Here is a 25,943-nt window from a genome sequence, read left to right on the forward strand (position 1 = left end):
GGGTGAGGAAATCCTTCGGTGAAGTGATCGAGGTGGACGCGCGCCATCAGCGGACGGAGAAGGACACGTCCGCGCCGGGATGGCCGATGATCACTTCATGCCGGGCACGATAGCACCGGCCGGACGAGGGTCCGGCCGGTGCTGTCGTCACGCCGCTTCTTCGGCTTCCGCGGGATCGGGCTTGGTGGACAGGGCTTCGGCGGCGCGCGGGTCGTCGCCGCGGTGGCGCAGCGACAGCAGGCCGCCGACCACGAGCGTGATGAGCACGCCGAGCAGCGTGTACCACGGGAACGCCAGCACCACCGGCTTTCCGCCCGGCGACGGCGCGATCTTCACGCCGAGCACCACGAACGCCATCACCGCCACGGTCGCGACGAACGCGATGATCGCGTCGAGCTGGCGCGCGCGTTTGATCCACATGCCGAGCAGGAAGGCGCCGAGCAGCGCGCCGTAGGTGTAGCCGGTGATCGCGAGGCCCTGCTCGATCACCGGATTGTCCTTGCTGGTGAACAAGGACGCGAACACCGCGAACACCACCGCCCACACCAGCGTCCAGATCCGGCCGTGGCGCAACAGCTTCGAGTCCGCGGCCTTGCGCTTGGTGAACCGCTGGTAGAGGTCGGCGACGGTGGAGTTCGCCAGCGCGTTGAGCGCGGAGGCGAGCGCGCCCATGGTGGAGGCCAGGATCGCCGCGATCAGCAGCCCGGCCACGCCGACCGGCAGCTCGCTGGTGATGAACCGGGTGAACACGTCGTCGCCCTTGAGGTTCAGCTCCTTGAGCGTCTTGAACCCGTTGTGCGCCCACAGCATCGCGCCGACGAGCAGGAACAGTCCGAATTGGATGGTGACCGCGATCCCGCTGCCGATCAGCGCCTTGCGCCCGTCCCTGATGCTGCGGCAGGCCAGGAACCGCTGCACGATCAGCTGGTCGGCACCGTGCGAGGCCATGGTGAAGATCGCGCCGCCGACCACCGCGGTGAGGAACGCGTACTGGCTGGTCAGCAGGTGCGCGATATCGAAGTTGAAGTCGAAGACCTTGAAGATCCCGGCATCCGACGCCTTCGACGTCCAGCCGGAGGGCAGCTTGGTCGCCAGCACCACGACCGCGATCAGCGCGCCGAGGATGTAGACGCTCAACTGGATCACGTCGACCCAGACGACCGCCTTGATCCCGCCGACGAGCGCGTAGATCAGCGTCAGCGCGGTGAGCACCACGACGATCTGCCAGTACTGGGTGTGCAGGCCGTAGCTGGAGAGGATGTACTGGATCGGGATCGCGCCCGCGAACAGCCGAACGCCCTCGGCGAGCAGCCGCGTCACGATGAACGCGACCGAGGACACGCCCTGCATGGCGCCGCCGAACCGTTCGCCGAGGAAGGCGTACGCCGTCGACTGCTTTCCCTTGAAGTAGCGGGGAAGCATGATGAACGCGACGAGCGTGCGGCCGATGATGTAGCCGAACGGGAGCTGCAGGTAGGTCAGCCCGTTGTAGTTCCCGGACGCCGCCCAGATCAGCCCCGGCGTGCTGATCACGGTCAGCGTGGAGGTTTCGGTGGCCACGATCGAGAAGCACACCGCCCACCACGGCAGGCTCCGCTCGCCGATGAAGTAGTCGGCCGCGGAGCGTTGCTTGCGGCCGACCAGCACGCCGATCACCGGCATCGCGGCCAGGTACACCACGATGATCACGAGATCCACCGCGTTCATGCGTATCTCCTATGGTTTCGTCGGCTCACGTCGCCCCCAGGCCCCGCGAGAAAGGGATGAGCTTAGTCAGCGGCTGCGCCTTCGGGGCGATTTCGCCCGCCGGTCACCCGTTCGACCCGCAGCCGGGTGATCGGGACGAGCCGGGGTGGCGGCAGAACGAGTGGCGTGGCGCCCGGCGTGATGCTGCCGAGCAGCCGCGGCCCGCGCGCGCCGGTCGCGTCCGGCCGGTTCGCGGGCAGCCCGTGCCAGGTCAGCCAGCCGAGAATCGCGGTCAGGTAAGCCTCTTTCGCGTCACCGGGCATCCCGAGGTCGTCGCTCGCCGACACCGCGGCGTCCGGTAGCCGCCGCGCCAGCGCGGCCATCAGCACCGGGTTCCGCACCCCGCCGCCGGAGGCCACGATCGTGCGAACCCCGTGCGAGCGGGCCGCGTCCGCGATCGTCACCGCGGTCAGTTCGGTGAGCGTGGCGAGGAGGTCGGGATCCGAGACGGCCACTCCGTCCGTCGCGGCGGCGAGGTACCCGGCGTGGAACAGTTCCTTGCCGGTGGATTTCGGTGGCGCCGCGCGGTAGTAGGGCTCGTCGAGCAGCCGCGCGAGCAGGTCGTCGCGGCAGGTGCCGGAGGCCGCGATCGCGCCGTCGACGTCCTGCCGCCGCGCGCCGCCGGTCACCCGCGCCGCGGCGAGGTCGAGCAGCGCGTTGCCGGGGCCGGTGTCGTAGGCGAGCACGGCACCGCCGGGTTCGACCACGGTGAGGTTCGCGATCCCGCCGATGTTGAGCGCGGCGGCGGGCGCTGCCGAGCGCTCGGCCAGGTCGGCGAGCCACAGCGCGTCCATCGTGCCGGCGAGCGGGGCGCCGTGCCCGCCCGCGGCGACGTCGCGGGTGCGCAGGTCCGACACCACCGGCAGGCCGGTGCGCTCGGCGATCCAGGCGGGCTGCCCGAGCTGGAGGGTGCCGTGCACCCGCCCTTCGGCGACCCAGTGGAAGACCGTCTGGCCGAGCGAGCACACCAGATCGGCGCCGCCGAGTTCGTCCAGGCACCGGCCGACCGCGTCCGCGAACGCCTGTCCGACACCGGTGTCGAGCTTCGTCAGCTCTTCGGCGCTCGACGGGTTCGGCGGCAGCGCGGCCAGCAGGCGGGTGGCGAGTTCCGGCGGGTACGGGACCTCGCGGTACCCGAGCGGGGTCAGCACCAGCTCCGGTCCGTCCGCGCGCAGCTCGGCGACGGCCACGTCGATCCCATCGACCGACGTGCCGGAGAGCACACCGGCGACAAGCATCGCCGGCTCGACATCGTTGTCCGCCACGGACAGGTGGTCTAGTCCCTTGCCTCGACGCGGCGCAAGCGCTCGCGTGGGACCTTGACCAAACCGAGTTGTTCCCGGTGGGCGGCTGGCGGGGTCGGGCGGGGGTTACCCACGCCACCGGCTCGCGGATGCGAGGATGTGCGCGTGTCGAGCAACCTCTGGTTCTGGATCGTTCTGCTGGCCGTCGTCGTGCTGGTGATCGGTCTCGTCACCGGGCTGGTGATCGCGCGCAAGCGCAAGATCAGCCTTGGCGAGTCCGGACAGCCCGAAGCCGAGCAGAAGCCGAAGGCCACCGGCTACACCGCCGGTGGCGGGATCGCCCTTGCCCCCGGCGGGGAGAAGACCGCTCCAAGCGGGGAGAAACCGGCGCCGGAGGAGGAGCAGGCCGAACCGCATCCGGCCGGTGAGCGCACCGAGGTCGACGGGCAGCCCGCCGTCGGCGACGACGCGTCCGTGCCGAGGGACTCGCCCCAGCGGAGCGTGGTCGACGTCGGCCTGCCGGCCGAGACCGAAGCGGCGCCGGAACCCGTACCCGTCGAGGAGATCGAGCCCGCGACCGGCAGGCTGGAGCGGCTTCGCGGCAGGCTGTCGAAGTCGCGGTCGATGTTCGGCCAGAGCCTGCTCGGCCTGCTCGGCGCAGGCGACCTCGACGAGGATTCGTGGCAGGAGGTCGAGGACACGCTGCTCGTCGCCGATCTCGGCGCGGCCACCACGAACGAGATCGTCGAGAAGCTGCGCGCGGAGCTGACCCGGCGTGCCGTGCGGAGTTCCGAGGAAGCCCGCACCGTGCTGCACGAGGTGCTCACCGAGGCGCTCGGCCCCGACAGCGACCGCTCGGTCCGCGCGCTGCCGCACACCGACAACCAGCACGGCGGGCGCAAGCAGCCCGCGGTCGTGCTGGTCGCCGGGGTCAACGGCACCGGGAAGACCACCACCACCGGCAAGCTCGCGCGCGTGCTCGTCGCGCAGGGCAGCCAGGTGCTGCTCGGCGCGGCGGACACCTTCCGCGCCGCGGCGGCCGACCAGCTCCAGACCTGGGCGGAGCGCGTCGGCGCCGAAGTGGTCCGGGGCAAGGAGGCGGCCGATCCCGCCGCAGTCGCGTTCGACGCCGTCAAGCGCGGTATCGACGCCGGTGTCGACGCCGTGCTGATCGACACGGCCGGCCGCCTGCACACCAAGACCGGCCTGATGGACGAGCTGGGCAAGGTCAAGCGCGTGGTGGAGAAGCAGGCGAAGGTCGACGAGGTGCTGCTCGTGCTCGACGCCACCACCGGCCAGAACGGGCTCGCGCAGGCGCGGGTGTTCTCGGAGATCGTCGACGTCACCGGCATCGTGCTGACCAAGCTCGACGGCACCGCGAAGGGCGGGATCGTCTTCCAGGTGCAGCGGGAACTCGGCGTCCCGGTCAAGCTCGTCGGCCTCGGCGAAGGCCCCGACGACCTGGCCCCCTTCGAACCCGCCGCTTTCGTGCACGCCCTGCTGGGCTGATTGCGGGGTCCCCCGAAGGCGACTTTCAGGGACTCTCTCCGCGTTCGCGGGGTGCGCGGGCGGGGCTGCTCATGCGCTGAAGGATGCTCCTGGAGAGGTCGGCGGGTCCGCCGCGCCTGCCCCGAAGGGGCCTTTGGGGGATTCTGGTGCCGTGAAGGGCGCCTTCGGGGCATAAGTGGCTCCATGTCGCGTGCGGTGAGGGGCGAGATCGCGGCGTCAGGGTCCTCCAAGGCGCCCTTCGGGGCATGGGCTGGGGTTTCGTAGCTCGCGTCTCGTTCTTGTGTCTGCGCTGGTGCATCGAAGGGCCTTCATGGGCGTGATTGCCGTGGATGTGGCTTCGTGGGCCTGCTTTTGCTCCGGGTGGATGCCCCGAAGGGGCCTTTGGGGGATTCTGGTGCCGTGAAGGGCGCCTTCGGGGCGTCAGCGGCTCCATGTCGCGTGCGGTGAGGGGCGAGATCGCGGCGTCAGGTTCCTCCAAGGCGCCCTTCGGGGCATGGGCTGGGTTCGTAGCTCGCGTCTCGTTCTTGTGTCTGCGCTGGTGCTCGAAGGGCCTTCATGGGCGTGATTGCCGTGGATGTGGCTTCGTGGGCCTGCTTCTGCTCCGGGTGGATGCCCCGAAGGGGCCCTTGACGGAATCTGACGCCGCGAAGGCGCCCTTCAGGGCATCAGCGGCTCCATGTCGCGCGCGGCGAGGGGCGAGATCGCGGCGTCAGGGTCCCCCAAGGCGCCCTTCAGGGCCCCGGCGGGCTCCACGCCTCCGCTCCCCGACGAACCGGAGTCGACGCGCGCGTCAGCGCTGCGACCACCGGGCATGCGCGAATCAGTCCGCGGGGGCGAGATCGTCCAGGAGTACGAGATCCGGCGGGACCAGGGTGGTCGACAGCAGGAGTTCCTTCAGCAGGTTGTCGTTCAACGTGTTGCCGACGGGCTCGCCGACCTCTTCCCTGGTCAGCCCGGAGACACCGCCGCGGGAGAGCCGGTTCCGCACCGCGACGACGACGTGCTCGACCCGTTTCGGCGTCCAGCCCGCCTCGGGGTGCAGGAGTGCGAGCTGCGCGGCGGCTTGGCGCCACGAAAGCGGTTGCGGGCGCAGCTCGTGCAGCAGGTAGCGCTGGCCGAGCACGATCAGCGCGACCCGCTCGTCGGCCTGCAGGAGCCAGGTGCGCGGCGGCTGCGTGATCTCCTCGTGGCGCGGCGGTGGTTTGACGCCGGTCGACCCGGTCACGTACGCCTCGAGCAGGTGCTCGCGGTTGTGCGAGCCGCGGACGAACAGCGGCGTGTACCCCTCGGTGAGCGGTACCGGCTCCTCGTCGCCGAAGAGCAGCCGCGAGCCGGGCAGCCGGATCGGCAGCTTGCCGGTGTTGCTGATCCACCACGCCCCTTCGCGGTGGGACAGCGTGCCGTGCTGCCTGCTCACCCTCGGGTCGTCTTCGCCGAGGCACACGTGCACCTCCGGCCGGTTGCGGCCGAAGACGATGGAACGGCCTTCCTTCGGGCCGAGGGTGATCCCGCCGGCGAGGCTGAGCGCGAACAGCGTGCCCACGGCCGACACGGGCACGCCCCGCGCCAGGCTGCCGTACGCCGCCGGAAGCGATCGCCCGACGTCCATATCACTCTCCGTGCTGGTCTGGTTCGGTGTCACCCGGCGGGATACCGTCAGGTGGCGGGCATCTTGCCCGCCGCGGTCGTCGCGAGCGTTTTCGCCTGGTCGCACAGGATCGACGCGGCCGAGTCGCCCTCGACCTCGAGCAGGGCGAGTTCGGTGGTCTGGTCGCCGTCGGCGTTGGTGTAGGTGCGGTGCACGATCTTCGCCACGCACGTGGTGTCGCCGTCACCGCCGGGTTCCACGTACACGGTGTGACCGGCGAGCTGGGTACGGGTGCCGTCCGCACTGGACAGTTCGGGGTGGCGGTCGAATCTCAGGTCCACGTACCCGTCGGGGGTGTTCCAGCGGCAGCCCCAGTTCCCGAACTCGGCGTCCCCTCTCGGTTCCGCGCCGGGCACGTGGCTGAGCGCGGCCGAGTCGAGCAGCGTGCAGGCGTCGGCTTGGGCGATCGAGTTCGGCGGCGGCGGGTTCTTCCGCCGGGGGAGCTGTCCCTTCGACGCCGTTTCGACGGCACTGCCCGTCGCCGTGTCGGCCGCGGCGCACACGTCGACCGGCGTCGCCCGCACCTGTTCGACGATCACCGACACCCCGTACCGGTCGGGCAGCAGCAGGGTGCGCTCGCATCGCTTGCCGGAACGGGGGTTCGACACGACGGTGATGTCGCCGCGGTGCTCGATGCGCTGATCGGGCCCCGGTTCGGGGTCGGACGGGTTCTCGAGCTGGATCTTGACGTCGGCGACGTCGTTGCCGTCGATCTGGACCATCACGTCGCACCGGCTGAAGTTGGCGGCGTCGCCGAAGACCATGGTGTCCCCGAACCGGCTCAGCGCGGCCGCGTCGGTCAGCCCGCACGGGTCCACCGATCGCGGGTCGCCGAGCACGCCGCTCGGCGCCGGCGCGGGCGGCTGGGAGGGCTGGGCGGCAGGTGGCGGCGGGGTTTCCCGTTGGGTGAGCACCACGACGGTGGTGATCGCGGCGGCGGCCACGATCGCGGCGGCGATCGCGATGAACCGCTTGCCGCGGAACCTGCCGAGCCCGGCGCGCGCGGGCGCGCCGGCGTGCCGGGTCGCCGCGCCCGGTTCGCCCGCGTCCCTCAGCAGCGCCACCGTTTCGGCCGCGGTCGGCCGCGCCCCCGGTTTGACGGAAAGCAGGCGCGACAGGGTGGCGCCGAGCGGGCCGCCGACGGTCGGTGCGGCGATCTTCCCGCCGGCGGAGCGGTGCACGAACGCGAGCGGGTTCCCCGCGGTGCCGAGCGGGGAAACGCCCTCCGCCGCGGCGAACAGGGTGGCACCGAGGGAGAAGAGGTCCGAAGCGCGCGACGGCTCGCCGCCGGCGGCGAGCTCGGGCGGCAGGTAGGCGGGGGTGCCGCGCACGAGGCCGCTGTCGGTCACGGTCTCGTCGCTCCACACCGCGCGGGAAACCCCGAAATCGGTGAGCTTGGCGGTGCCGTTCTCGGCGATCAGCACGTTCCGCGGCGCGACGTCACCGTGGACGATGCCGCGCGCGTGCACCGTTTCCAGCGCGCTCGCGAGCTGCGCGCCGATGCGGACGACCTCGGCGGCGGGCAGCGCGCCGTCGGCGTCGAGCACCTCGCCGAGGTTGCGCGAGGGCACGTACTCCATCACGAGCCAGCAGGCGGATTCGTCGAGCACCAGGTCGAAGAGGGTCACGATGTGCGGGTGGCTCAGCCCGGCGGCGATCTTCGCCTCGTCCTGGAGGCGGCGGAGCTGGGCGTCGTCGTGGTGGGCGTGGGCGAGTTTGACCGCGACCACCCGGTCGAGCTCGGAGTCCGTCGCCTTCCACACGACGCCCATCCCGCCCGAGCCGATCTGCTCGTCGAGTCGATAGCGCCCCGCGATCAGGGCACCGGCGCGGATCGTCACCCGGCACATCGTAGTGACGTGGTGACACGGACCAGTCTCGCGCGGTGAAAAATGGCCTGACCCTGCCAGGTGCGCGCGGGGACCCCTCCCGGGCGGCGCACCTAGCGTTTCGCCCGTGATCGACCAGAGGGGAGTCAGATGAGAAAGAAACGAACATTCTGCCTGGCGGCTGCCGCGCTCTTCGCGATCGCGGTGGCGCAGGCCCCGCTCGCGTCGGCGGCACCGGCCGCCCCGGGAGCGAGCGATTCCGCGTCCCGGCTCAAGATCAGCAAGGGTGGCACCGCGGACAAGCCCGCCGTCTACGACGGTCAGGGCAAGGAGGTCGGCGGCATCGACATCGACGCGGACAACGTCGTCGTCCAGAACTACAAGATGACCAAGCCGAAGGCGCCCGGCATCGAACTGCGGGGCAACAACATCACCATCAAGGACAACACCATCACCAGCCCGACCGGTGGTGACGGCGACGGGATCCGGTTCTTCGGCAACGACCTGAAGATCCTGCACAACACCGTCAGCAGGACCAGCAACAAGAACGGTCACGCCGACTGCATGCAGACCTTCGCCAGCGACACCCCGTCGAGCACCGGTGTGCTGATCGACGGCAACCGGTGCGAAAAGATCGACAACATGTGCCTGATGGCGGAGGGCCCGAACGACGGCGAGGGCGACGGCAAGGGGCACAGCGGGAACTTCACCATCACGAACAACTTCTGCGAAACGCTGAAGGCGTCGCAGACGCTGATGTTCGAGGACATCCAGCACGCCACGATCACCGGCAACGAGTTCGCGGCGTCGCCGGACCACGCGATCGGGCTCGCGATCGGCTCGACGTACGCGAAGGTGAAGGACAACAAGGTCAGCCCCGACATCGGCTACGAGGTCGGGATCGACAAGTCCTCGAAGAAGGGCTACGAGGGACCGGAGCCCGGCGGCGAGCCGTGATCGGCAGCCGATGAACCCCCGGGGCAGGCTCGCCTGCCCCGGGTTTCCGCTATTCCGGGCGGGTCAGCACGAGCTGCGCGGCCAGGGTCTTCGCGATGCGCTGCACCACCGGCGCGATCCGCCCGACGGCTTCCTTCGTGAGCCGCCCTTCGGGACCGGACACCGAGATCGCGGCGGGGGTCGGCACCCCGGTCACCGGCACCGCGACGCAGCGGACGCCCAGCTCCTGCTCGCTTTCGTCGAGTGCGTAGCCCTGCGCGGCGATCTCGCCGAGGTGGTCGAGCAGCCGGTCCGGATCGGTGTGGGTGTGCTCGGTGTAGGCGGGCATGCCGGTGCGGGAGAGCAGCGCGCGCACGTCCTCGGCCGGGAGCTGCGAAAGGATCGCCTTGCCGACGCCGGTGCCGTGCGGCAGCAGCCGCCTGCCGACCTCGGTGAACATGCGCATCGAGTGCTTCGACGGCACCTGCGCCACGTAGACCACCTCGTCGCGTTCGAGCACCGCGAGGTTCGCGGTCTCGCCCACCTCGTCGACGAGCTCGCCCAGCAGCGGCCGCGCCCACGCGCCGAACTGCATGCTCGCCTGTTCACCCAGCCGGATGAGCCGCGCGCCGAGCGCGTAGCGGCGGTTCGTGTTCTGGTGGACGTACCCGAGCGCGACCAGGGTCCTGATGAGCCGGTGGATGGTCGGCATCGGGAGCCCGGAGCTGGCGGCGAGCTCGGAGAGGCTGGCCTCGCCACCGGTGTCCGCGAGGTGTTCCAGCAGCTCGAAGGCGCGTTGCAGCGACTGGACGCCGCCGTCCCGGCCAGTTTTTTCCGCCGCCACGGATGACCCTCCTTACGCTCGCATTGAGCTTCCGCTATGCGGTAACTATAGTCCGAGATGTAAAAAACGTATGGACGTCTTCTATCAACACACGGTGGTGTTCCGCATGTCAGAAGTCCAGGTGCTCGGCGACCTCGACGGCACTGTCGAACGTGGCGACGAGATCCTGACCCCCGAAGCGCTCGAATTCCTCGCCGGTCTGCACGACAAGTTCGCTGGTACGCGCGACGAGCTGCTCGAAGCGCGCAAGGGCAAGCGGGAAGCGGCCAAGCGCACCGGCAGGCTCGACTTCCTGCCGGACACCAAGGAGATCCGCGAGTCCGACTGGCGGGTGGCCGACGCGCCGCCCGCGCTGCGCGACCGGCGCGTCGAGATCACCGGCCCGACCGACCGCAAGATGACGATCAACGCGCTCAACTCCGGCGCGAAGGTGTGGCTGGCCGACTTCGAGGACGCCAACACCCCGCACTGGGCCAACGTCGTCGGCGGCCAGGTCAACCTCCGCGACGCGATCCGCGGCGACATCTCGCTGGAGAGCAACGGCAAGAGCTACGCGCTCAAGGACGACGTCGAGCACGCCACCATCGTGGTGCGCCCGCGGGGCTGGCACCTCGACGAGCGCAACCTCACCTTCGGCGGCCGCAAGGGCGTCGGCGCGCTGGTCGACTTCGGCCTCTACTTCTTCCACAACGTCCGCGCGCTGCTCGCCGCGGACAAGGGCCCGTACTTCTACCTGCCGAAGATGGAAAGCCATCTCGAAGCGCGGCTGTGGAACGACGTGTTCAGCCACGCCGAGAAGGAGCTGGGCATCGAACACGGCACCATCCGCGCGACCGTGCTGATCGAGACCATCCCGGCCGCGTTCGAGATGGAGGAGATCCTCTACGAGCTGCGCGAGCACGCGTCGGGCCTCAACGCGGGCCGCTGGGACTACCTGTTCAGCGTCATCAAGTACTTCCGCGACGCGGGCGAGAAGTTCGTGCTGCCGGACCGCAACTCGGTCACCATGACCGCGCCCTTCATGCGGGCCTACACCGAGCTGCTCGTGCGCACGTGCCACAAGCGCGGCGCGTTCGCGATCGGCGGCATGGCCGCGTTCATCCCGAGCAAGGACCCGGAGACCAACAAGGGCGCCTTCGAGAAGGTGCACGCCGACAAGGCGCGTGAAGCCGGTGACGGGTTCGACGGGTCTTGGGTCGCGCACCCCGGCATGGTCGACATCTGCCGCGAAGAGTTCGACAAGGTCCTCGGCGACAAGCCGAACCAGCTCGGCCGCAAGCGCGAAGAGGTTTCGGTGACGGCGGACGAACTGCTCGACGTCGCCGCCACCGAGGGTGCCGCCACCGCGGCCGGCCTGCGCGCGGCGGTCGACGTCGGCGTCCGGTACATCGCGTCGTGGCTCGGCGGGAACGGCGCCGCGGCGATCCACAACCTGATGGAAGACGCGGCGACCGCCGAGATCTCCCGCTCGCAGGTGTGGCAGTGGGTCAAGAACGGCACCACGCTCGACGACGGGCAGCAGGTGACCGAGGCGCTCGTGCGGTCCACTTTGGACGAGGCGAAGAAGGAGCTGGCCGAGGTCGTGCCCGCCGAACTGCTGGAGCAGGCCGTCGAGCTGTTCGAGCAGGTCGCGCTCGCGGAGCAGTTCGCGGACTTCCTGACCCTGCCCGCCTACGAGAAGATCAAGTAACGGCGATGGGCGGCGGCGGCCGGCTTTCCGGCGAGTTCTACGACGCGATCGACGCGAGCCTGCGCGATGCGGACGCGCGCGTCGAAGCGAACTACCCCGGCGGCCCCGCCGTCCGCCAGCCCGTGCACACCGTTTACGTCCCGGCGAGCAGGTACCACGAAGGGCTCGCCGGGGAGTGGGGTGCGCTGGCGAGTGCCGCGCTGGAGGAGCACGCCCGCGACCTGGCCGAGTTCGCGGGCGTGTTCGGTCCACAGGCGACGGTCGAGGTGTACGACCGGGTAAGGGAAAAGCTCCGGCGGGAGCCGATCGAAGACCTGCGCATCGACTTCGAGGACGGCTTCGGCAAGCCCGGTGACGACGTCGAGGACGAGGCCGCGGTGTCGGCCGGTGCGGCGCTCGCGCGATCGGTGGCGGCCGGGACCGCGCCGCCGTTCGCCGGGATCCGGTTCAAGAGCTTCGAACGCGCGACGCGCCGCCGTGGCATCCGCACGCTCGACCTCTTCCTCGGCGCGCTGCTCGGCGTCGGTTCGCTGCCGCCGGGCTTCGTGGTGACGCTGCCGAAGGTCACCGCCGTCGAGCAGGTCGCCGCCGCGGTGGAAGTGTTCGAAAAGCTGGAAGGCGCCTACGGGCTGCCCGCGCGCTCGCTGCGCTTCGAAGTGCAGATCGAGACTCCGCAGTCCATTGTGGACGTCGATGGCACGGTGGCCGTGGCGCGCATCGTCCAGGCGGCGGCGGGGCGGTGCTCCGGGCTGCACTACGGCACCTACGACTACAGCGCCGGGCTCGGCATCAGTGCCGCGTACCAGAGCGTGGAACACCCCGCCGCCGATTTCGCGAAGGCCCTGATGCAGGTGTCGGCGGCGGGCACCGGCGTCCTGCTCTCGGACGGTTCGACGAACAAGCTCCCCGTCGGCGACCGGGACACCGTGCTCGCCGCGTGGCGCGAACACGCCCGTCTCGTGCGGCGCTCGCTGGAACGCGGCTTCTACCAGGGCTGGGACCTGCACCCGCACCAGCTTCCGAGCCGGTACACGGCGACCTACGTCTTCTTCCGCGAAGGTTTCCCCGCGGCCGCGGCTCGCCTGCGGGACTACGTCGAGAAGACCGCAGGCGGCGTCCTCGACGAACCCGCCACCGCGCAGGCGCTCGCGGCCTACCTGAGCCGCGGCCTCGACTGCGGCGCGCTCACCGAATCCGAAGTCGCCGAACGCACCACTGCGGACCGCCCCGGCCTGGACCGCCACATCCGCCGCGCGTAGGTCACGGGCAGGCGCCCCGGAGACCGAGCCGGTTCGCAAAGGCCGCATCCTCGGCATTCACGTCCCTGAAGGCCCTCGGCAGGGGCGTGCGCGCGGGAACGAGAAGAGGCGCGAGCGGCGAAATCCCAGCACATGAGGTCAGGCGGGTGCGTCCGCGGCCACCAGCAGGAAGTCGGGCAGCCGGACGTATCCCTCGATTCCCGGTACGCCCGCTTCCCCGGCGGCGGCCGGATCGAGGCCGGGCTCGGCGACTTCGCGGATGTGGCAGCCCAGCGCGGCCACTTCGGTGAGGTACGCGGAGATCGGCCGGTGGAAGCCGGGTGCGGCGGGCCCGGGGATCTCGTATTCCTCCAGATAGCGCCCGACGCGGTACTCCCCGTGCGTCCGCCAGGTTTCCAGCAGGCGCTCGAACGCGGGGTGGACCAAGGCGAACACGAACCGGCCACCGGGGCGGAGCGCCGCGACGCGCGCGCATCGCGGGCTTCCAGTCCGGGATCGCCATCAGGACCATGCTGCAGACCACCGCGTCGAACGGCCCGCCGAGATCGGGCGCCCGTGACAGATCCGCTTCGACGTAAGTGATGCCCTGGCCCAGTTCGGCTTCCTTGGCCGTGCAGAAGGAAACCATCGCCTCCGACGGCTCGGCGCCCACCACCCGCGCCCCTCGCGCGGCGAGCATGCGGCTGAAGTAGCCGGTACCGCATCCGGCGTCGAGTACCCGCTTGCCGTGCGGGTCGCCGAGCAGGCGCAGCAGTTCGGTGTTCACCAGATGGCGCTTGGCGAAGTCGCCTTCGCCCGAGTGGGCTTCCATCGCTTCGGGGGTCGCGGTGGCGTCCCATCGCCCGATCGCGGCTTCGTTCGTCCAGTCCGCCGACATTCCCCCGAGCCTAGTGAGCCCTTCGTGCGCAAACACCTAGTACGTTCGGTGCGGAGGGAAGGAGAGCGCGGTGATCGACCTCAACAGCGACCTCGGTGAGGGGTTCGGCAACTGGCGCCTCGGCGACGACGACGCGTTGCTGGGCATCGTGTCGAGCGCGAACGTGGCGTGCGGGTTCCACGCGGGGGACCCGACCATTCTGCGGCGCGTCACCGAACGGGCGGCCGAACGCGGTGTCTCGATCGGCGCGCAGGTGGGCTATCGGGACCTGCCGGGGTTCGGGCGCCGGTTCATCGACGTGGCGCCGGAGGAGCTGACCAACGACGTCATCTACCAGATCGCCGCGCTCGACGGGTTCGCGCGCATCGCGGGCACCAGCGTGAAGTACGTGAAGCCGCACGGCGCGCTGTACAACGCGATCGTGAAGCACGCCGAGCAGGCGGCCGCGGTCGTGGAGGCGGTCCGCCGCTACGACCCCGCGCTGCCGGTGCTGGGGCTGCCCGGCTCGGAATGGTTGCGGCAGGCGGAAGAGGCCGGGCTGCGCACGGTCGTCGAGGCGTTCGCGGACCGCGCCTACACCCCGGAAGGCACCTTGGTGCCGCGGCGCGAAGAGGGCGCCGTCGTGCACGATCCGGAGGTGGTGGTCGAGCGCAGCGTGCGGATGGCGACCGAGGGCACCGTGGTGGCGAAGGACGGCAGCGAGGTCGCGGTCACCCCGCGGTCCCTGTGCGTGCACGGCGACACGGCGGGCGCGGTGGACATCGCGCGCCGGATCCGCGCCGCGCTGGCCGACGCGGACGTGCCGATCGAACCCTTCGCCTGAGCCTTCGCCTGAACCTGACCCGCCACCGGACCCGGATGCCGAACCCGACGCCCGGAAACCGTCGGTGGCGTCCGGTAAATTGTGAATCGGGGGGTCCCCGATCGAACGAAGGGGCATTCTCGTGTGATCGCCGCCGGGCTCATTCCGCCAGCAGCGCCAGGTGGATCTCCACCTGGCTGGTGAAATCGGTCAGGTCGGTGCCGAGCAGCTCGCCCGCCTTCGCGATGCGGTAGCGCAGGGTGTTCACGTGCACGTGCAGTTCCTTCGCCGCCTGCGCTGGGGAGCCGTTGCACTTCAGGAAGGTGCGCACGGTGTGCACGAGATCCCCTCGCTGCGCCTCGTCGTGCGCGAGCAACGGTCCCAGCACGCGGCGGCGGATCGTCGCCCTCAGCTCGTCCGGAGCGCCCGCCACGAGCAGGCTCGCCACGTTCAGCTCCTCGGCCGAGACCACCGGGTGCCCGCGCCGCGCCGCGTCCACGGCATGCCGCGCCTCCTGCGCCGCGCCGCGCAACCCGGCCAGGCTCGTCGCCCCGCTGAGCCCGATCCGGACGGACCCGGTGACCAGAAGCTCCACAGTGGACACCGCGGCGGCCGCGCCGGTCGCCCAATCGGCCGGCCAGGCACCGGCGGTCTCCACGATCGCCCACGCCTCGCCGTCGCGCTCCCCGAACACCGCTGAACCGGTGACCAGATCGGCCAGCAGCTCACGCGCGAGCCCGCCCGGCGCGCGGGCGATCACCACCCGCAGTTCGGCATCGGCTGGCAGGTCCGTTCCCCCGAACGCGCTCGCCAGCTCGGGTTCGCTCGCGGTCGCACGGGCCAGTACCGCGATCAGGGGACCGGCCGTGGTGTTCACCCGATCGGCGCGGGCGCGCGCGGCTCCGATCAGCACCGCCAGCTCCTCGCCGACGGGTCCCGTTTCCCCCTTCACCACGAGCAGCCACGGCAGCGCCGCCCCGCCCGCGATCGGCCGCACGGCGTACGCGCCGTCGGAAAATGCCTCGCGCACCAGCGCGTAGCGCTCGACGAACGCGCGGGGCGCCGGTAGGTCCGGCCCCGCCGAGGCGACGACCCGGCCGCTGCCGGACACCAGCCAGCACGGCACCCCCAGCTCTTCCGCGCCGATCCCGAGCAGCGTCTCGGGCGGTTCGTCGGCCGCGGCGGACAGCTTCCGCCGGTCGGCGGCGAGCGCGAGCACCACCCGTTCGGTGACCACCGCGAACGACAGGTCGGGAGGCACTTCGAGCAGCGGGATCCGGTGGCGCTCGCACGCCTCGACCAGATCGCCGGGTATCCCGCCGGAATCCGCGCCGGACGCGGCGAGTGCCGCGCTGCCCGCCTGGCCCAGCGCGGCGACGAACGGTTCGGCGTCGCCGGGCGCGCGCCACCACAGCAGGCCGCTGAGCACCAGCTCACCCGCCGAGAGGTACCGGCCCGGATCCGCAAGTTCGGTGCCGTAGATGCGTGTGACCTCGCGATCGAGGAACGCCGAGCCGCTGCGCAGGCGCAAGCGCAGCTCGGGGATCTCCAGCAGAGTTTTCACCGCGGTCATAGGCTTTGTAGGAAACCACAACACGAGCGCGATTCGCTGGCGGAGTTTCATACTTCGGCGCCGTTGCCGGGGTGCGCGCCCGGTGTGTGTACTGGACGACGCCCAGTACGGAACCTGAGGAGTTTCAGTGGACTTTCTCCGCCCGAGCAGCCTCGGCGAGGCGCTGGCCGTCAAGGCCGAGCGCCCCGGCGCGGTACCGATCGCGGGCGGCACGGATGTCATGGTCGAGCTGAACTTCGACCACCGCCGCCCGGCCGCGCTGCTCGATCTCACCGGGATCGCCGAACTCACGGAGTGGTCGGCCGGGCACGGCACGATCAGGCTCGGCTCCGGAGTGCCCTACGTCAGGGTGATCGGGGAACTCGGGGAACGGCTGCCCGCGCTCGCGATGGCGTCGAGGACGGTCGGCTCACCGCAGATCCGCAACCGCGGCACGGTCGGCGGCAACCTCGGCGCGGCCTCGCCCGCCGGCGACACCCATCCGGTGCTGCTCGCCTCGGGCGCCAAGGTCGAGGCCGCGTCGGTACGGGGAACGCGGCTCATCGACGCCGACGACTTCTACCTCGGCGTGAAGCGCAACGCGCTCGAGCCGGACGAACTGATCACCGCGGTGCACCTGCCGTCGGCGCCGGGGCCGCAGCAGTTCGCCAAGGTCGGCACCCGCAACGCGATGGTGATCGCGGTGTGCTCGTTCGCGGTCGCGTTGCACCCGGAGCGTGAGGCGGTCGGCGCCGCGGTCGGGTCGGCCGCGCCCACCCCGCGCCGCGCGACGGCGGCCGAGGAGTTCCTGGCCGCCGAACTCAGCGACACCGGGCTCTGGACGACGCGGGCACCGATCGCGGACTCGGTGCGCCGCCGCTTCGGCGAACTGGCCGCGTCGGCGGCCGCTCCCATCGACGACGTCCGCGGCAGCGCCGACTACCGCGAGCACGCGCTGTCCGTGCTGGCGCGGCGGACGCTGAGCTGGGCGTGGAACTCCTACCAGGGAGGTGCGCGATCATGCGCGTGAACGTGACGGTCAACGGCGAGACCCGCCAGGCGGACGACGTGTGGGAGGGCGAGAGCCTGCTCTACGTGCTCCGCGAGCGGATGGGCCTGCCCGGTTCCAAGAACGCGTGCGAGCAGGGCGAGTGCGGCTCGTGCACGGTCTACCTCGACGACGTGCCGGTGTGCTCGTGCCTCGTCGCGGCGGGCCAGGTGGAGGGCAGGCAGGTGCGCACCGTCGAAGGGCTCGCCGACGGCGACACACTCGACCCGGTCCAGCAGTCCTTTGTGGAGACCGGGGCCGTCCAGTGTGGATTCTGCACGCCGGGACTCGTGGTGGCCGCGCACGACCTGCTCAACCGGGTCGCCGCACCGAGTGACGAGGAAATCCGCGAAGCGCTGGCGGGAAACCTGTGCCGGTGCACCGGGTACGAAAAGATCCTCGACGCCGTGCGGCTGGCCGCCACCAGGGGTGTCTCATGAGGACGGTGATCGAGAACGCCGCGATCTCCACGGTGGACGCCGACGGAACCGAGTACCGCTCCGGGCACGTGCTCATCGAAGACGCGCATATCGTCGCGGTCGGGGAAGGCCCCGCGCAGGGCGAGTTCGACGAGCGCGTCGACGCGCGCGGATGCCTGGTCACGCCCGGCCTCGTCAACACCCACCACCACCTCTACCAGTGGGCCACGCGCGGGTACTCGCCCGACTCGACCCTGTTCGAGTGGCTCGTCGAGCTGTACCCCGTCTGGGGCGGGCTCGACGCCGGGATCACGCACGCCGCCGCCTCCGCCGGGCTGACGAGGCTCGCGACCACCGGCTGCACGACGGTCGCCGATCACCACTACGTGTTCCCCTCCGGCGCGGGCGACCAGGTGGCCGCGCTGGTCGAGGCGGCGAACCGGATCGGCACGCGCCTGCACCTGGTCCGCGGGTCGATGGACCGCGGCGAGTCCGACGGCGGGCTGCCACCGGACAACCTCGTCGAGACCACCGAAGCGGCGCTGCTCGGCACCGAAAACGCCATCGACACCTATCACGACCCGTCACCGGAAGCCCGCGTGCGCATCGCCGTCGGCCCGTGTTCGCCGTTTTCGGTCAGCGAGGAGCTGATGACCGGCGCGGCGGAACTGGCTCGCCGCAAGGGAGTTCGCCTGCACACCCACCTCGCGGAGACGCTCGACGAGGAGAAGCAGTGCCTCGCCGAAGTGGGCTGCACGCCGGCGGAATACGCCGGCAGACTGGGCTGGACCGGCGAGGACGTGTGGCTCGCGCACACCGTGCACCTCTCGCCGGAAGCGGTGCGCAGGCTCGGTGCCACACGGACGGGATCGGCGCACTGCCCGACATCGAACGGCAGGCTCGGTACCGGGATCGCCCCGGTGCGGGAACTGCTGGACGCGGGCGCCCCGGTCGGGCTCGGCGTCGACGGCGCCGCGTCGAACGAGTCCGGCGGGCTCGGCGAGGAACTGCACCAGGCGTTGCTGCAGGCGCGCCAGCGGGGCGGCCCGCGCGCGCTCGGCACCCGCGAGGCGTTGTGGCTCGGCACCATGGGCGGGGCTAAATGCCTTGGCAGGGAGCGGGAAATCGGCTCGATCGAGCCGGGGAAGCTGGCCGATCTCGCGGTGTGGCGGCTCGACGACCTGCGGTACGCGGGCATCACGGACCCGGTGGCCGCGCTCGTCCTCGGCGCGACACCGCCACTGGCACGCCTGTTCGTCGGCGGGGAAACCGTGGTGTCCGACGGCGAGCTGCGGACCGAGGACGAGACGGTGCTGGCAGGCGAACTGCGGTCGGCGAGTGCGAAACTCCGGGAGTCGCGATGAGTACTTCGACGGAAACCGGCCAGGTCAGCGGGACCGCGAACGGGGTCGGCGACAGCCCGCAGCGCCCGGACGGGACGATCAAGGTGCGCGGGGAGTTCGCCTACTCGTCGGACCTGTGGCACGAGGACATGCTGTGGGGCGCCACCCTGCGCAGCCCGCACCCGTACGCGCGCATCACCGGCATCGACATCACCGAAGCGCTCAAGCTGCCCGGTGTCTACGCGGTGCTCACGCACGACGACGTGCCGGGGGTGAACCGGTACGGCCTCGAACACCCCGACCAGCCGGTGCTCGCGGACGAGGTGGTGCGGTACCAGGGCGAGCCGGTCGCCGTCGTGGCGGCGGACCACCCGGAGACCGCGCGCCGCGCGATGGACCGCATCCGCGTCGGCTACCAGGTGCTGGATCCGGTTACTGACGCGAAAACCGCCGTTGACGGGCCCTCACCTTCCTTGCATCCCAACGGAAACATCGTGCGCCACGTGCCGATCCGCCGCGGCGAGATCGGGGCGGCGGCCGTCGTCGTCCGGGGCACCTACGAGGTCGGTATGCAGGACCAGGCTTTCCTCGGGCCGGAATCCGGGCTCGCGGTGCCCGCCGAGGACGGCGGGATCGACCTGTTCGTGGCGACCCAGTGGCTGCACGTCGACCAGCAGCAGATCGTGGCCGCGCTCGGCCTGCCCGCGGACAAGGTGCGGCTGACCCTCGGCGGGGTCGGCGGCGCGTTCGGCGGGCGGGAGGACCTGTCCATCCAGGTCCACGCCTGCCTGCTGGCGCTGCACACCGGCAAGCCGGTGAAGATGGTCTACAACCGGGAAGAATCGTTCTACGGGCACGTGCACCGCCACCCGGCGCGCATGTACTACGAGCACGGCGCCGACGAGAACGGCAAACTCGTCTACGTCAAGGCGAAGCTGTACCTCGACGGCGGCGCGTACGCGTCGTCCACCGGTGCGGTGGTGGCGAACGCGGCCACGCTCGGCGTCGGCCCCTACGATGTCCCGAACGTGTCGATCGACTGCTGGGGCGCCTACACGAACAATCCGCCGTGCGGCGCGATGCGCGGGTTCGGCGCGGTGCAGGCCGGGTTCGCCTACGAGTCCCAAATGGACAGACTCGCCGAAGCGTGCGGGCTCGACCCGGTGGAGGTCAGGGCGCGCAACGCGATGCGCGAGGGCACCCTGATGCCGACCGGCCAGGTGGTGGATTCGGCCGCGCCGGTCGAGGAACTGCTGCGACGGGTCCAGCGCAAGCCGCTGCCCGCGGACAGGGCGGGCGAAGCCGATCTGCGCACGCTCCCGGGTGGCGTTTCGAACACCACGCACGGCGAAGGCGTGGTCCGGGGTGTCGGCTACGCCGTCGGCATCAAGAACATCTGCTTCTCCGAAGGGTTCGACGACTACTCGACCGCGCGGGTGCGGCTGCAGGTCGTCGGCGGCGAGGTCGCGGCCACCGTGCACACCGCCGCCTGCGAGGTCGGCCAGGGCCTGGTCACCGTGATGCAGCAGATCGTGCGGACCGAACTCGGCGTCGAGCAGGTGACGATCCTGCCGATGGACACCACGATCGGCAACGCGGGTTCGACCTCGGCGTCGCGGCAGACCTACGTGACCGGTGGCGCGGTGCAGGCCGCCTGCCTCGCCGTGCGCAAGTCGCTGTTCTCCCGCGCAGCCGGGCGGTTCGGTGGCGCGGCGTTCACCGTCTCCGGCGGAAAGCTCGTGTCCGAAAAGGACGGTGTGCTGGCGGATCTCGCCGAGGTGCTCGGCGACGACGTGCTGGACGAGACGGTCGAGTGGCGGCACCGTCCTACCGAGACACTCGATCCGGAAACCGGTGCGGGCGACGCACACGTGCAGTACGGCTTCGCCGCGCACCGCGCCGTCGTCGACGTGGACGTGGAGCTGGGCCTGGTCAAGGTGATCGCACTGGACTGCGCGCAGGACGTGGGCAAGGCGATGAACCCGCAGGCCGTGCTCGGGCAGATCCAGGGCGGCTCGGCGCAGGGGCTCGGCCTCGCCGTGATGGAGGAGATCCAGACCTCCGGCGGGAAGATCCGCAACCCCTCCTTCACCGACTACCTGATCCCGACCGTGCTCGACATGCCGCCGATGAGCATCGACGTGCTCGAACTCGCCGACCCGAACGCGCCGTACGGACTGCGCGGCGTCGGCGAACCGCCGACCATTTCCTCGACACCCGCGATCGTCGCGGCGATCAGGCAGGCGACCGGGCTCGCGCTGACCCGTGTCCCGGTACGCCCGGAACACATCACCGGTACCTAGATTTCGTTGGAGTGAGACGAACCATGGGGACAACTATGTCCACTGAGGACCAGAAGTGGCTCGGCGAGGCGATCCGGCTCGCCACCGAGAACGTCGAGGCAGGCGGCGGCCCGTTCGGCGCCGTCGTGGTGCGCGCGGGGTCGGTGATCGCGGCAGGCACCAACCAGGTGACGCCGACGCTCGATCCGACCGCGCACGCCGAGGTGGTGGCGATCCGCGCGGCCTGCCGGGCCGTCGGCGACTTCCAGCTCACCGGGTGCGTGCTCGTCTCGTCGTGCGAGCCCTGTCCGCTGTGCATCTCCGCCGCGCTGTGGGCGCGGGTCGACAAGGTGCTGTACGCGGCGGACCGCGATGACGCGGCCGTCGCCGGATTCGACGACCGCGCGTTCTACGACCTGTTCACCACCTCACGCGAGAGCTGGCCGGTACCCGTGGCCAAGCTGTCCACTGTGGATCATCGAGCCCCGTTCGACGCGTGGCTGTCGAAACCCGACAGGCTCGCCTACTGACACCATGGCCCGAGTCCGTGCCGTCCACACCGTTGTGGAGGACCGAATGACCCAGCTCGACACCGAACCGCGGTCCGAGCCCGCCCGGCGACCGCTCGACCGCTTCTTCAAGATCTCCGATCGCGGTAGCACCTTCGGCAGGGAGGTCCGCGGCGGCCTCACCACGTTCGTGGCGATGTGCTACATCGTGCTGCTGAACCCGCTCATCCTCGGCGCGTCAGCCGACATCACCGGCGTGCGGCTCACCACCGAACAGGTCACCACCGCGACCGCGCTCGCGGCCGGGATCACCACGCTCCTGATGGGGTTCGTCGGCAACGCCCCGCTCGCGCTCGCCGCGGGCCTCGGGGTCAACGGGATCGTCGCGTTCCAGATGGCACCGGCGATGACGTGGGCGCAGGCGTTCGGCCTCGTCGTGCTCGAAGGCGTTTGCATCGTGCTGATGGCGGTGTCCGGGGTGCGCGAGCGGATCATCAACGCGATCCCGATGCCGCTCAAGACCGCCATCACGGTCGGCATCGGGCTCTACATCGCGCTCGTCGGTCTGGTCAGCGCCGGGTTCGTGACCAGGACACCCGATATCGCGCATTCCACTGTCCCGGTGCGGATGGGCCTCGACGGGCACCTCGCCGGCTGGCCGATCGCGATCTTCTGCCTCGGGCTGCTGCTGATGATCGTGCTGATCAGCCGTGGCGTGCCCGGTGCGGTGCTGATCAGCATCCTGGTCGCGACCGTGCTCGCGGTGGTGGTCGACTCGGCGTTCCACGTCGGCGGCTGGGGTTTGGTCGAGCCGAAGGTGCCGGACCACGTCGTGGCGTCACCGGACTTCAGCCTGCTCGGGCAGGTCGACCTGTTCGGCGGCTTCGCGTCCGCCGGCCCGGTCACCGCGGGCGTGTTCCTCTTCACCTTGGTGCTGTCCGGTTTCTTCGACGCGATGGGCACCATCACCAGCGTCGCGGACGAGGCAGGCCTGACCAAGGACGGCAAGGTCGAAGGCATGGGCCGGATCCTGTTCGTCGACGGCGCGGGCGCGCTGGCGGGCGGGTTGTCCGGATCGGCGCCGAACACGGTGTTCCTGGAGTCGGCGGCGGGCGTCGGCGAAGGCGCGCGGACCGGCCTCGCGAGCGTGGTGACCGGTGCCCTGTTCACCGCGACCCTGTTCCTGACCCCGATCGCGGCCGTGGTCCCGGCGCAGGCCGCCGCACCGGCGCTGGTGGTGATCGGCGGTATGATGATGGCCCAGTGCCGCCGGATCCCGTGGCAGGACATCGAGTTCGCGATCCCGGTCTTCCTCACCGCCGCGCTGATCCCGTTCACCTACTCCATCACCAACGGCATCGGCGCCGGGCTGATCGCGTACGTGGTGATCAAGCTGGGCAAGGGAAAGGTCCGCGAGATCGGCTGGCTGCTCGGGGTGCTCGCCGCCGTGTTCGCCGTCTACTTCGGAATCGAAGGGGTCATGTCGTGGTTCTGATGTTCCTCAACGGCGGCGGCATGCGCGGCGGCCCGCTCCACGACCAGCTGCGCGGTGCCCCGCTCGTCGGCGCGGCCCGCAGCGCCCCGCGGTACCGGTACTACTCGGTCGGCGACCGGTTCCCCGCCATGCACGAGGTCCCCTCTGGCGGGGCAGCGGTCGTCGGCGAGGTCTACGACCTGCCGCTGACCGTGCTGCGGGAGCACCTGGTGCCCGCCGAACCGCCCGAACTGGAACTGGGCGTCATCGAGCTGGCCGATGGGGCGTCGTGCCTGGCGACGGTGCTCAGGGAGTCCGCGCTGAGTTCGCGGGACCTGCTGGACATCACGTCCTGGGGCGACTGGCGCGCCTATCGCGCGGAACGGGGATTCGGATAGCGCTCGTACGGCACGGGAAACCGGCGGACGTCGGCCTGCTGACCCCTGTCGTGCGCCTGCGGTCGCGGCGCGCCCGGGTTTCGTGGCACGAGGTGCGCACTTACCTGTGCCGCTGAGCCGGATGCCGTTCGCCTGACCTAGGAGGGCGTGCCCGTGGTGACCGTCAGCCGGAGGAAACGCACACGGCGTAGGCGACCATGTAGCTCTGACCGCCCGACACCGCCCACCCGGAAAGATCGTCCGCTGGCTTGCTGTAGTACTGCAGCAGCTCCACGTTCGGCGTGCCGTTGGCGCCGCCGCCGGTGACGGTGAAACCCGCCGGACACTTGGCGAAGGCGCCGTAAGGTCCGGAGGCCGTGACGAGCTTGTACTGCGGCGCGGCCGACGGCGTTGCCGCCAGTGCGGGCGTGGCCAGTGCCATTCCCACCGCACACCCGGTCCCCGCGACCGCGATCCATTTCGCGCCCTGCTGCATGCCTTGTTCTCCCTGCGCTCGCCGACAACGTCGCACGCCAGTGTGGAGCGGCACGACGCCGTGGTGACCAGGCTGGCATCGAGCTGCCATGCCAGGGCATCACACTCGACACATTCCGGGATTGCCGCGTACGCAGGTGAACAGCCTTCCCCGACTCTCCGGGCGGCGAAGTCGAGGGCGAGACGGGAAGTGTGGTGGCAGGAGCTGGTAGTCCATTGTGGACGTAATGGGTTGCTCGCCGTGCCGCGCACGGTGGTGGCGGGGCGGGCGAGTGAGTCTTCCCGCGGGGGCGGGTGGTGCTGGCTCCTGTCGGGAAGACCGTCCGCTGGTGCTGCCGGGGTGCCCCGCTGGGGTGGCGGGGTTCCGGTTAGGCGGCGCGGGGTTGGGCGGTGTGGATGGTGTTGGTTCTGGGTTTTCGCCAGGGGTCGAGGAATGCTGGTGGGGTGAATTCGGGCATGCCGTTGACCATGCGGAGTGTCCAGTCGCTGTTGTGTAGCAGGCGGTGGTGGTAGCCGCATAGCAGTACGAGGTTGCCCAGGTCTGTCTTGCCGCCGGCGTGCCACGGCAGCACGTGGTGTGCTTCGCAGTGTCTCGGTTTGCGGGTACATCCGGGGAAGGCGCATCCGCGGTCGCGGATGGCGAGCATGTATCGGATCGCTTCGGTGACCAGGCGTTTGGCTCGTCCCATTTCCAGGGGCTGTCCCGCACTGTCGAGGATGGCGGGGATGATTTTGCAGTCGCAGGCGAGGATGCGGGCTTCGCTGGCGGTGATGTCGGTGACCATGTCCAGACAGGCCTTGCCGAGCTTCGCTTTGAGGTCGTTGAGGGTGATGGTGACGATGAGGTCCGCGCGGGTGCCGCTGCGGTTGGGGGAGTCGGGGTGGCTGGCGGCGAGGGTGACCATTTCCATGAACGCGTCCCCGTTGCGCTCAGCCTGCCCGCGCACCAACGGATTATCACTCGGATCGTCCTTACGAGCCGCCGCGAGCGGTTCCAGCAGTGCCAGCGTCTTCGCCCCCGAAACAGGATCAAGATAACCGTCGAACTTGATTGAGCCGTCTTTGCGGGTGTGCCACCGCATCGACCGTGCCGGTTCAGGGGTGTCACGGGGTTCGGCACCGTCGGGATCAAGCGTGTCCCGTAGCCGTTGGCATCCTTGGGCGAGCTCGGGCATACCGGCGTTGCGGGCGAGGTCGATCAGAGTCTTCTCGGTCCTCTCCCGCTCCGCCGCCGACACGGTGGCTGGGATGGATCGCAGTGCTGCCACGATCGCGTCCGTGTGCTGTGGCGAGATCGCACCCTCCGCCGCCGCTTGCCCGGTCAACGGCGCCGCTGCCGGAATCTCCGCGCCACCGACACCGTGGCTGGGGTTGAGGGCGATCGCCCGCGCGACCATCTTCCGCACCGCCGCCGACGAGGTCCGCGCGATCTCGGCCACCAAAGCGGTAGTCGAGGGGTATCCCAGTTCGCGGGAGCCGCCGTTGTCGAGGTCGGCGATGATCCGGTAGACCCGGGATTCCTGCTGCCACAAGGACATCAGCTCTTCCCGCAGCGCGGCGGCTTTCTCACGCGCGGTGAGTTGCCACAGCTCCCGCTGCGGTACAAGGGAAGAAGTCTCGGACACCCCACCATTCTACCCCGAATTCGCCCAAACGTTCGATACCCCATCCGGGGTAACTATTCAGGTTGTTGCGAGTTTTGTTCGTAGTCAAGGGTTCCCGGTGATGGCGTTGCGGAGTGCGGATTTTCAGCTGGGCTTTGGATGCGGGACCAAGCCGACGTTGACAGCGTGGAAGAATTGGGTGATCAGCGGCTTCAGGGTCACCGGGCGTGTGTGAGGCCGTAGTAGTCGTAAGGGTGTCAGCCGTCGTGGACCGCGACACCACGAAAGGTCGGCAGGATCCGGAACTCGCCCACCCGCTTCGTTGCCGCGCAACGACTTCGGCTTCGGCTTGTTGAACCGGTCCGACGGCGGCGGCATCGACGAACTACCCGAATTCGCACCAGGGTGACGCTTCAACTCGGCGACCTCACGCTCACCATCCGGGCGAATCTCAAA

The 25,943-nt window shown here is 70.3% G+C and carries 21 protein-coding genes and 1 pseudogene; 12 read left to right on the top strand and 10 right to left on the bottom strand.

Going from position 1 to position 25,943, the window contains the following annotated elements; all coding sequences use genetic code 11:
* Positions 1–147: 147 nt before the first annotated feature.
* The gene (locus ABD256_RS29890) at positions 148–1,707 is read right to left on the bottom strand and encodes a sodium:solute symporter (RefSeq protein WP_344426360.1); all 1,560 of its coding nucleotides are present in this window, start codon (positions 1,705–1,707) and stop codon (positions 148–150) included.
* Positions 1,708–1,769: 62 nt separating this feature from the next.
* Positions 1,770–2,984, bottom strand: coding sequence for an anhydro-N-acetylmuramic acid kinase (locus tag ABD256_RS29895; RefSeq protein WP_344426622.1), 1,215 nt, complete (start codon positions 2,982–2,984; stop codon positions 1,770–1,772).
* A gap of 171 nt (positions 2,985–3,155) precedes the next feature.
* Here ABD256_RS29895 and ftsY point away from each other — a divergent pair, with 171 nt between their 5' ends.
* Positions 3,156–4,499 (top strand): signal recognition particle-docking protein FtsY, encoded by a 1,344-nt coding sequence (gene ftsY / locus ABD256_RS29900; RefSeq protein WP_344426363.1) that lies wholly within the window; start codon positions 3,156–3,158, stop codon positions 4,497–4,499.
* 820 nt (positions 4,500–5,319) lie between these two features.
* On the opposite strand, the gene ABD256_RS29905 is transcribed toward ftsY, so the two are convergent.
* Positions 5,320–6,108 carry an FHA domain-containing protein gene (locus tag ABD256_RS29905; RefSeq protein WP_344426366.1) on the bottom strand — a complete coding sequence of 263 codons (789 nt, stop codon included), beginning with the start codon at positions 6,106–6,108 and terminating at the stop codon, positions 5,320–5,322.
* 47 nt (positions 6,109–6,155) lie between these two features.
* Positions 6,156–7,988 (bottom strand): serine/threonine-protein kinase, encoded by a 1,833-nt coding sequence (locus ABD256_RS29910; protein WP_344426369.1) that lies wholly within the window; start codon positions 7,986–7,988, stop codon positions 6,156–6,158.
* A gap of 138 nt (positions 7,989–8,126) precedes the next feature.
* On the opposite strand from ABD256_RS29910, the gene ABD256_RS29915 reads away from it, so the two are divergent.
* Positions 8,127–8,933 carry a right-handed parallel beta-helix repeat-containing protein gene (locus ABD256_RS29915; RefSeq protein WP_344426372.1) on the top strand — a complete coding sequence of 269 codons (807 nt, stop codon included), beginning with the start codon at positions 8,127–8,129 and terminating at the stop codon, positions 8,931–8,933.
* 49 nt (positions 8,934–8,982) lie between these two features.
* Here the strand turns inward: ABD256_RS29915 and ABD256_RS29920 are convergent, their stop codons facing one another.
* Positions 8,983–9,756, bottom strand: a complete 774-nt coding sequence (locus tag ABD256_RS29920; protein ID WP_344426375.1) for an IclR family transcriptional regulator — start codon at positions 9,754–9,756, stop codon at positions 8,983–8,985.
* 106 nt (positions 9,757–9,862) lie between these two features.
* On the opposite strand from ABD256_RS29920, the gene aceB reads away from it, so the two are divergent.
* Positions 9,863–11,446: a malate synthase A gene (aceB, locus tag ABD256_RS29925; protein ID WP_344426378.1), complete on the top strand. Its 1,584-nt coding sequence runs from the start codon at positions 9,863–9,865 to the stop codon at positions 11,444–11,446.
* A gap of 5 nt (positions 11,447–11,451) precedes the next feature.
* Complete coding sequence (locus ABD256_RS29930) at positions 11,452–12,705, top strand: DUF6986 family protein (RefSeq protein ID WP_344426381.1); 1,254 nt, start codon at positions 11,452–11,454, stop codon at positions 12,703–12,705.
* Positions 12,706–12,843: 138 nt separating this feature from the next.
* Here ABD256_RS29930 and ABD256_RS29935 read toward each other — a convergent pair whose 3' ends face one another.
* Together ABD256_RS29935 and ABD256_RS44515 are read right to left on the bottom strand one after the other, a co-directional pair.
* On the bottom strand, positions 12,844–13,140 hold the full coding sequence (locus ABD256_RS29935; RefSeq protein ID WP_344426384.1) for a hypothetical protein: 297 nt from the start codon (positions 13,138–13,140) through the stop codon (positions 12,844–12,846).
* A gap of 91 nt (positions 13,141–13,231) precedes the next feature.
* A pseudogene (locus ABD256_RS44515) lies at positions 13,232–13,582 on the bottom strand (class I SAM-dependent methyltransferase); the annotation flags it as partial.
* Positions 13,583–13,655: 73 nt separating this feature from the next.
* Here ABD256_RS44515 and ABD256_RS29940 point away from each other — a divergent pair.
* Positions 13,656–14,405, top strand: a complete 750-nt coding sequence (locus tag ABD256_RS29940; RefSeq protein ID WP_344426624.1) for a LamB/YcsF family protein — start codon at positions 13,656–13,658, stop codon at positions 14,403–14,405.
* 139 nt (positions 14,406–14,544) lie between these two features.
* Here the strand turns inward: ABD256_RS29940 and ABD256_RS29945 are convergent, their stop codons facing one another.
* Positions 14,545–15,957 carry a PucR family transcriptional regulator gene (locus ABD256_RS29945; protein WP_344426387.1) on the bottom strand — a complete coding sequence of 471 codons (1,413 nt, stop codon included), beginning with the start codon at positions 15,955–15,957 and terminating at the stop codon, positions 14,545–14,547.
* Between the two features lie 127 nt (positions 15,958–16,084).
* Between ABD256_RS29945 and ABD256_RS29950 the strand changes: the two genes are divergently transcribed.
* Genes ABD256_RS29950 through ABD256_RS29980 form a run of 7 tightly spaced genes read left to right on the top strand, consistent with a single transcriptional unit; the run spans position 16,085 to position 23,409 of the window.
* A complete protein-coding gene (locus ABD256_RS29950; RefSeq protein ID WP_344426390.1) occupies positions 16,085–16,966 on the top strand; it encodes an FAD binding domain-containing protein in 882 nt (293 codons plus the stop codon).
* Complete coding sequence (locus ABD256_RS29955) at positions 16,957–17,424, top strand: (2Fe-2S)-binding protein (RefSeq protein ID WP_344426393.1); 468 nt, start codon at positions 16,957–16,959, stop codon at positions 17,422–17,424. Before ABD256_RS29950 ends, ABD256_RS29955 begins: the two co-directional genes overlap by 10 nt.
* Positions 17,421–18,767, top strand: a complete 1,347-nt coding sequence (locus ABD256_RS29960) for an 8-oxoguanine deaminase (protein WP_344426396.1) — start codon at positions 17,421–17,423, stop codon at positions 18,765–18,767. Before ABD256_RS29955 ends, ABD256_RS29960 begins: the two co-directional genes overlap by 4 nt.
* Complete coding sequence (pucD, locus tag ABD256_RS29965) at positions 18,764–21,049, top strand: xanthine dehydrogenase subunit D (RefSeq protein WP_344426399.1); 2,286 nt, start codon at positions 18,764–18,766, stop codon at positions 21,047–21,049. Before ABD256_RS29960 ends, pucD begins: the two co-directional genes overlap by 4 nt.
* Positions 21,050–21,072: 23 nt before the next feature.
* On the top strand, positions 21,073–21,558 hold the full coding sequence (locus ABD256_RS29970; RefSeq protein ID WP_344426402.1) for a nucleoside deaminase: 486 nt from the start codon (positions 21,073–21,075) through the stop codon (positions 21,556–21,558).
* Between the two features lie 46 nt (positions 21,559–21,604).
* Complete coding sequence (locus tag ABD256_RS29975; protein ID WP_344426405.1) at positions 21,605–23,032, top strand: NCS2 family permease; 1,428 nt, start codon at positions 21,605–21,607, stop codon at positions 23,030–23,032.
* Positions 23,023–23,409 carry an allophanate hydrolase-related protein gene (locus tag ABD256_RS29980; protein WP_344426408.1) on the top strand — a complete coding sequence of 129 codons (387 nt, stop codon included), beginning with the start codon at positions 23,023–23,025 and terminating at the stop codon, positions 23,407–23,409. Before ABD256_RS29975 ends, ABD256_RS29980 begins: the two co-directional genes overlap by 10 nt.
* A 163-nt stretch (positions 23,410–23,572) precedes the next feature.
* Here ABD256_RS29980 and ABD256_RS29985 read toward each other — a convergent pair whose 3' ends face one another.
* Complete coding sequence (locus tag ABD256_RS29985) at positions 23,573–23,884, bottom strand: hypothetical protein (protein WP_344426411.1); 312 nt, start codon at positions 23,882–23,884, stop codon at positions 23,573–23,575.
* A 367-nt stretch (positions 23,885–24,251) separates the two neighbouring features.
* Positions 24,252–25,508 carry an HNH endonuclease signature motif containing protein gene (locus ABD256_RS29990; RefSeq protein WP_344426414.1) on the bottom strand — a complete coding sequence of 419 codons (1,257 nt, stop codon included), beginning with the start codon at positions 25,506–25,508 and terminating at the stop codon, positions 24,252–24,254.
* Positions 25,509–25,943: the final 435 nt, after the last annotated feature.

This window comes from Amycolatopsis minnesotensis, from assembly GCF_039529815.1.
GTDB lineage: Bacteria > Actinomycetota > Actinomycetes > Mycobacteriales > Pseudonocardiaceae > Amycolatopsis > Amycolatopsis minnesotensis.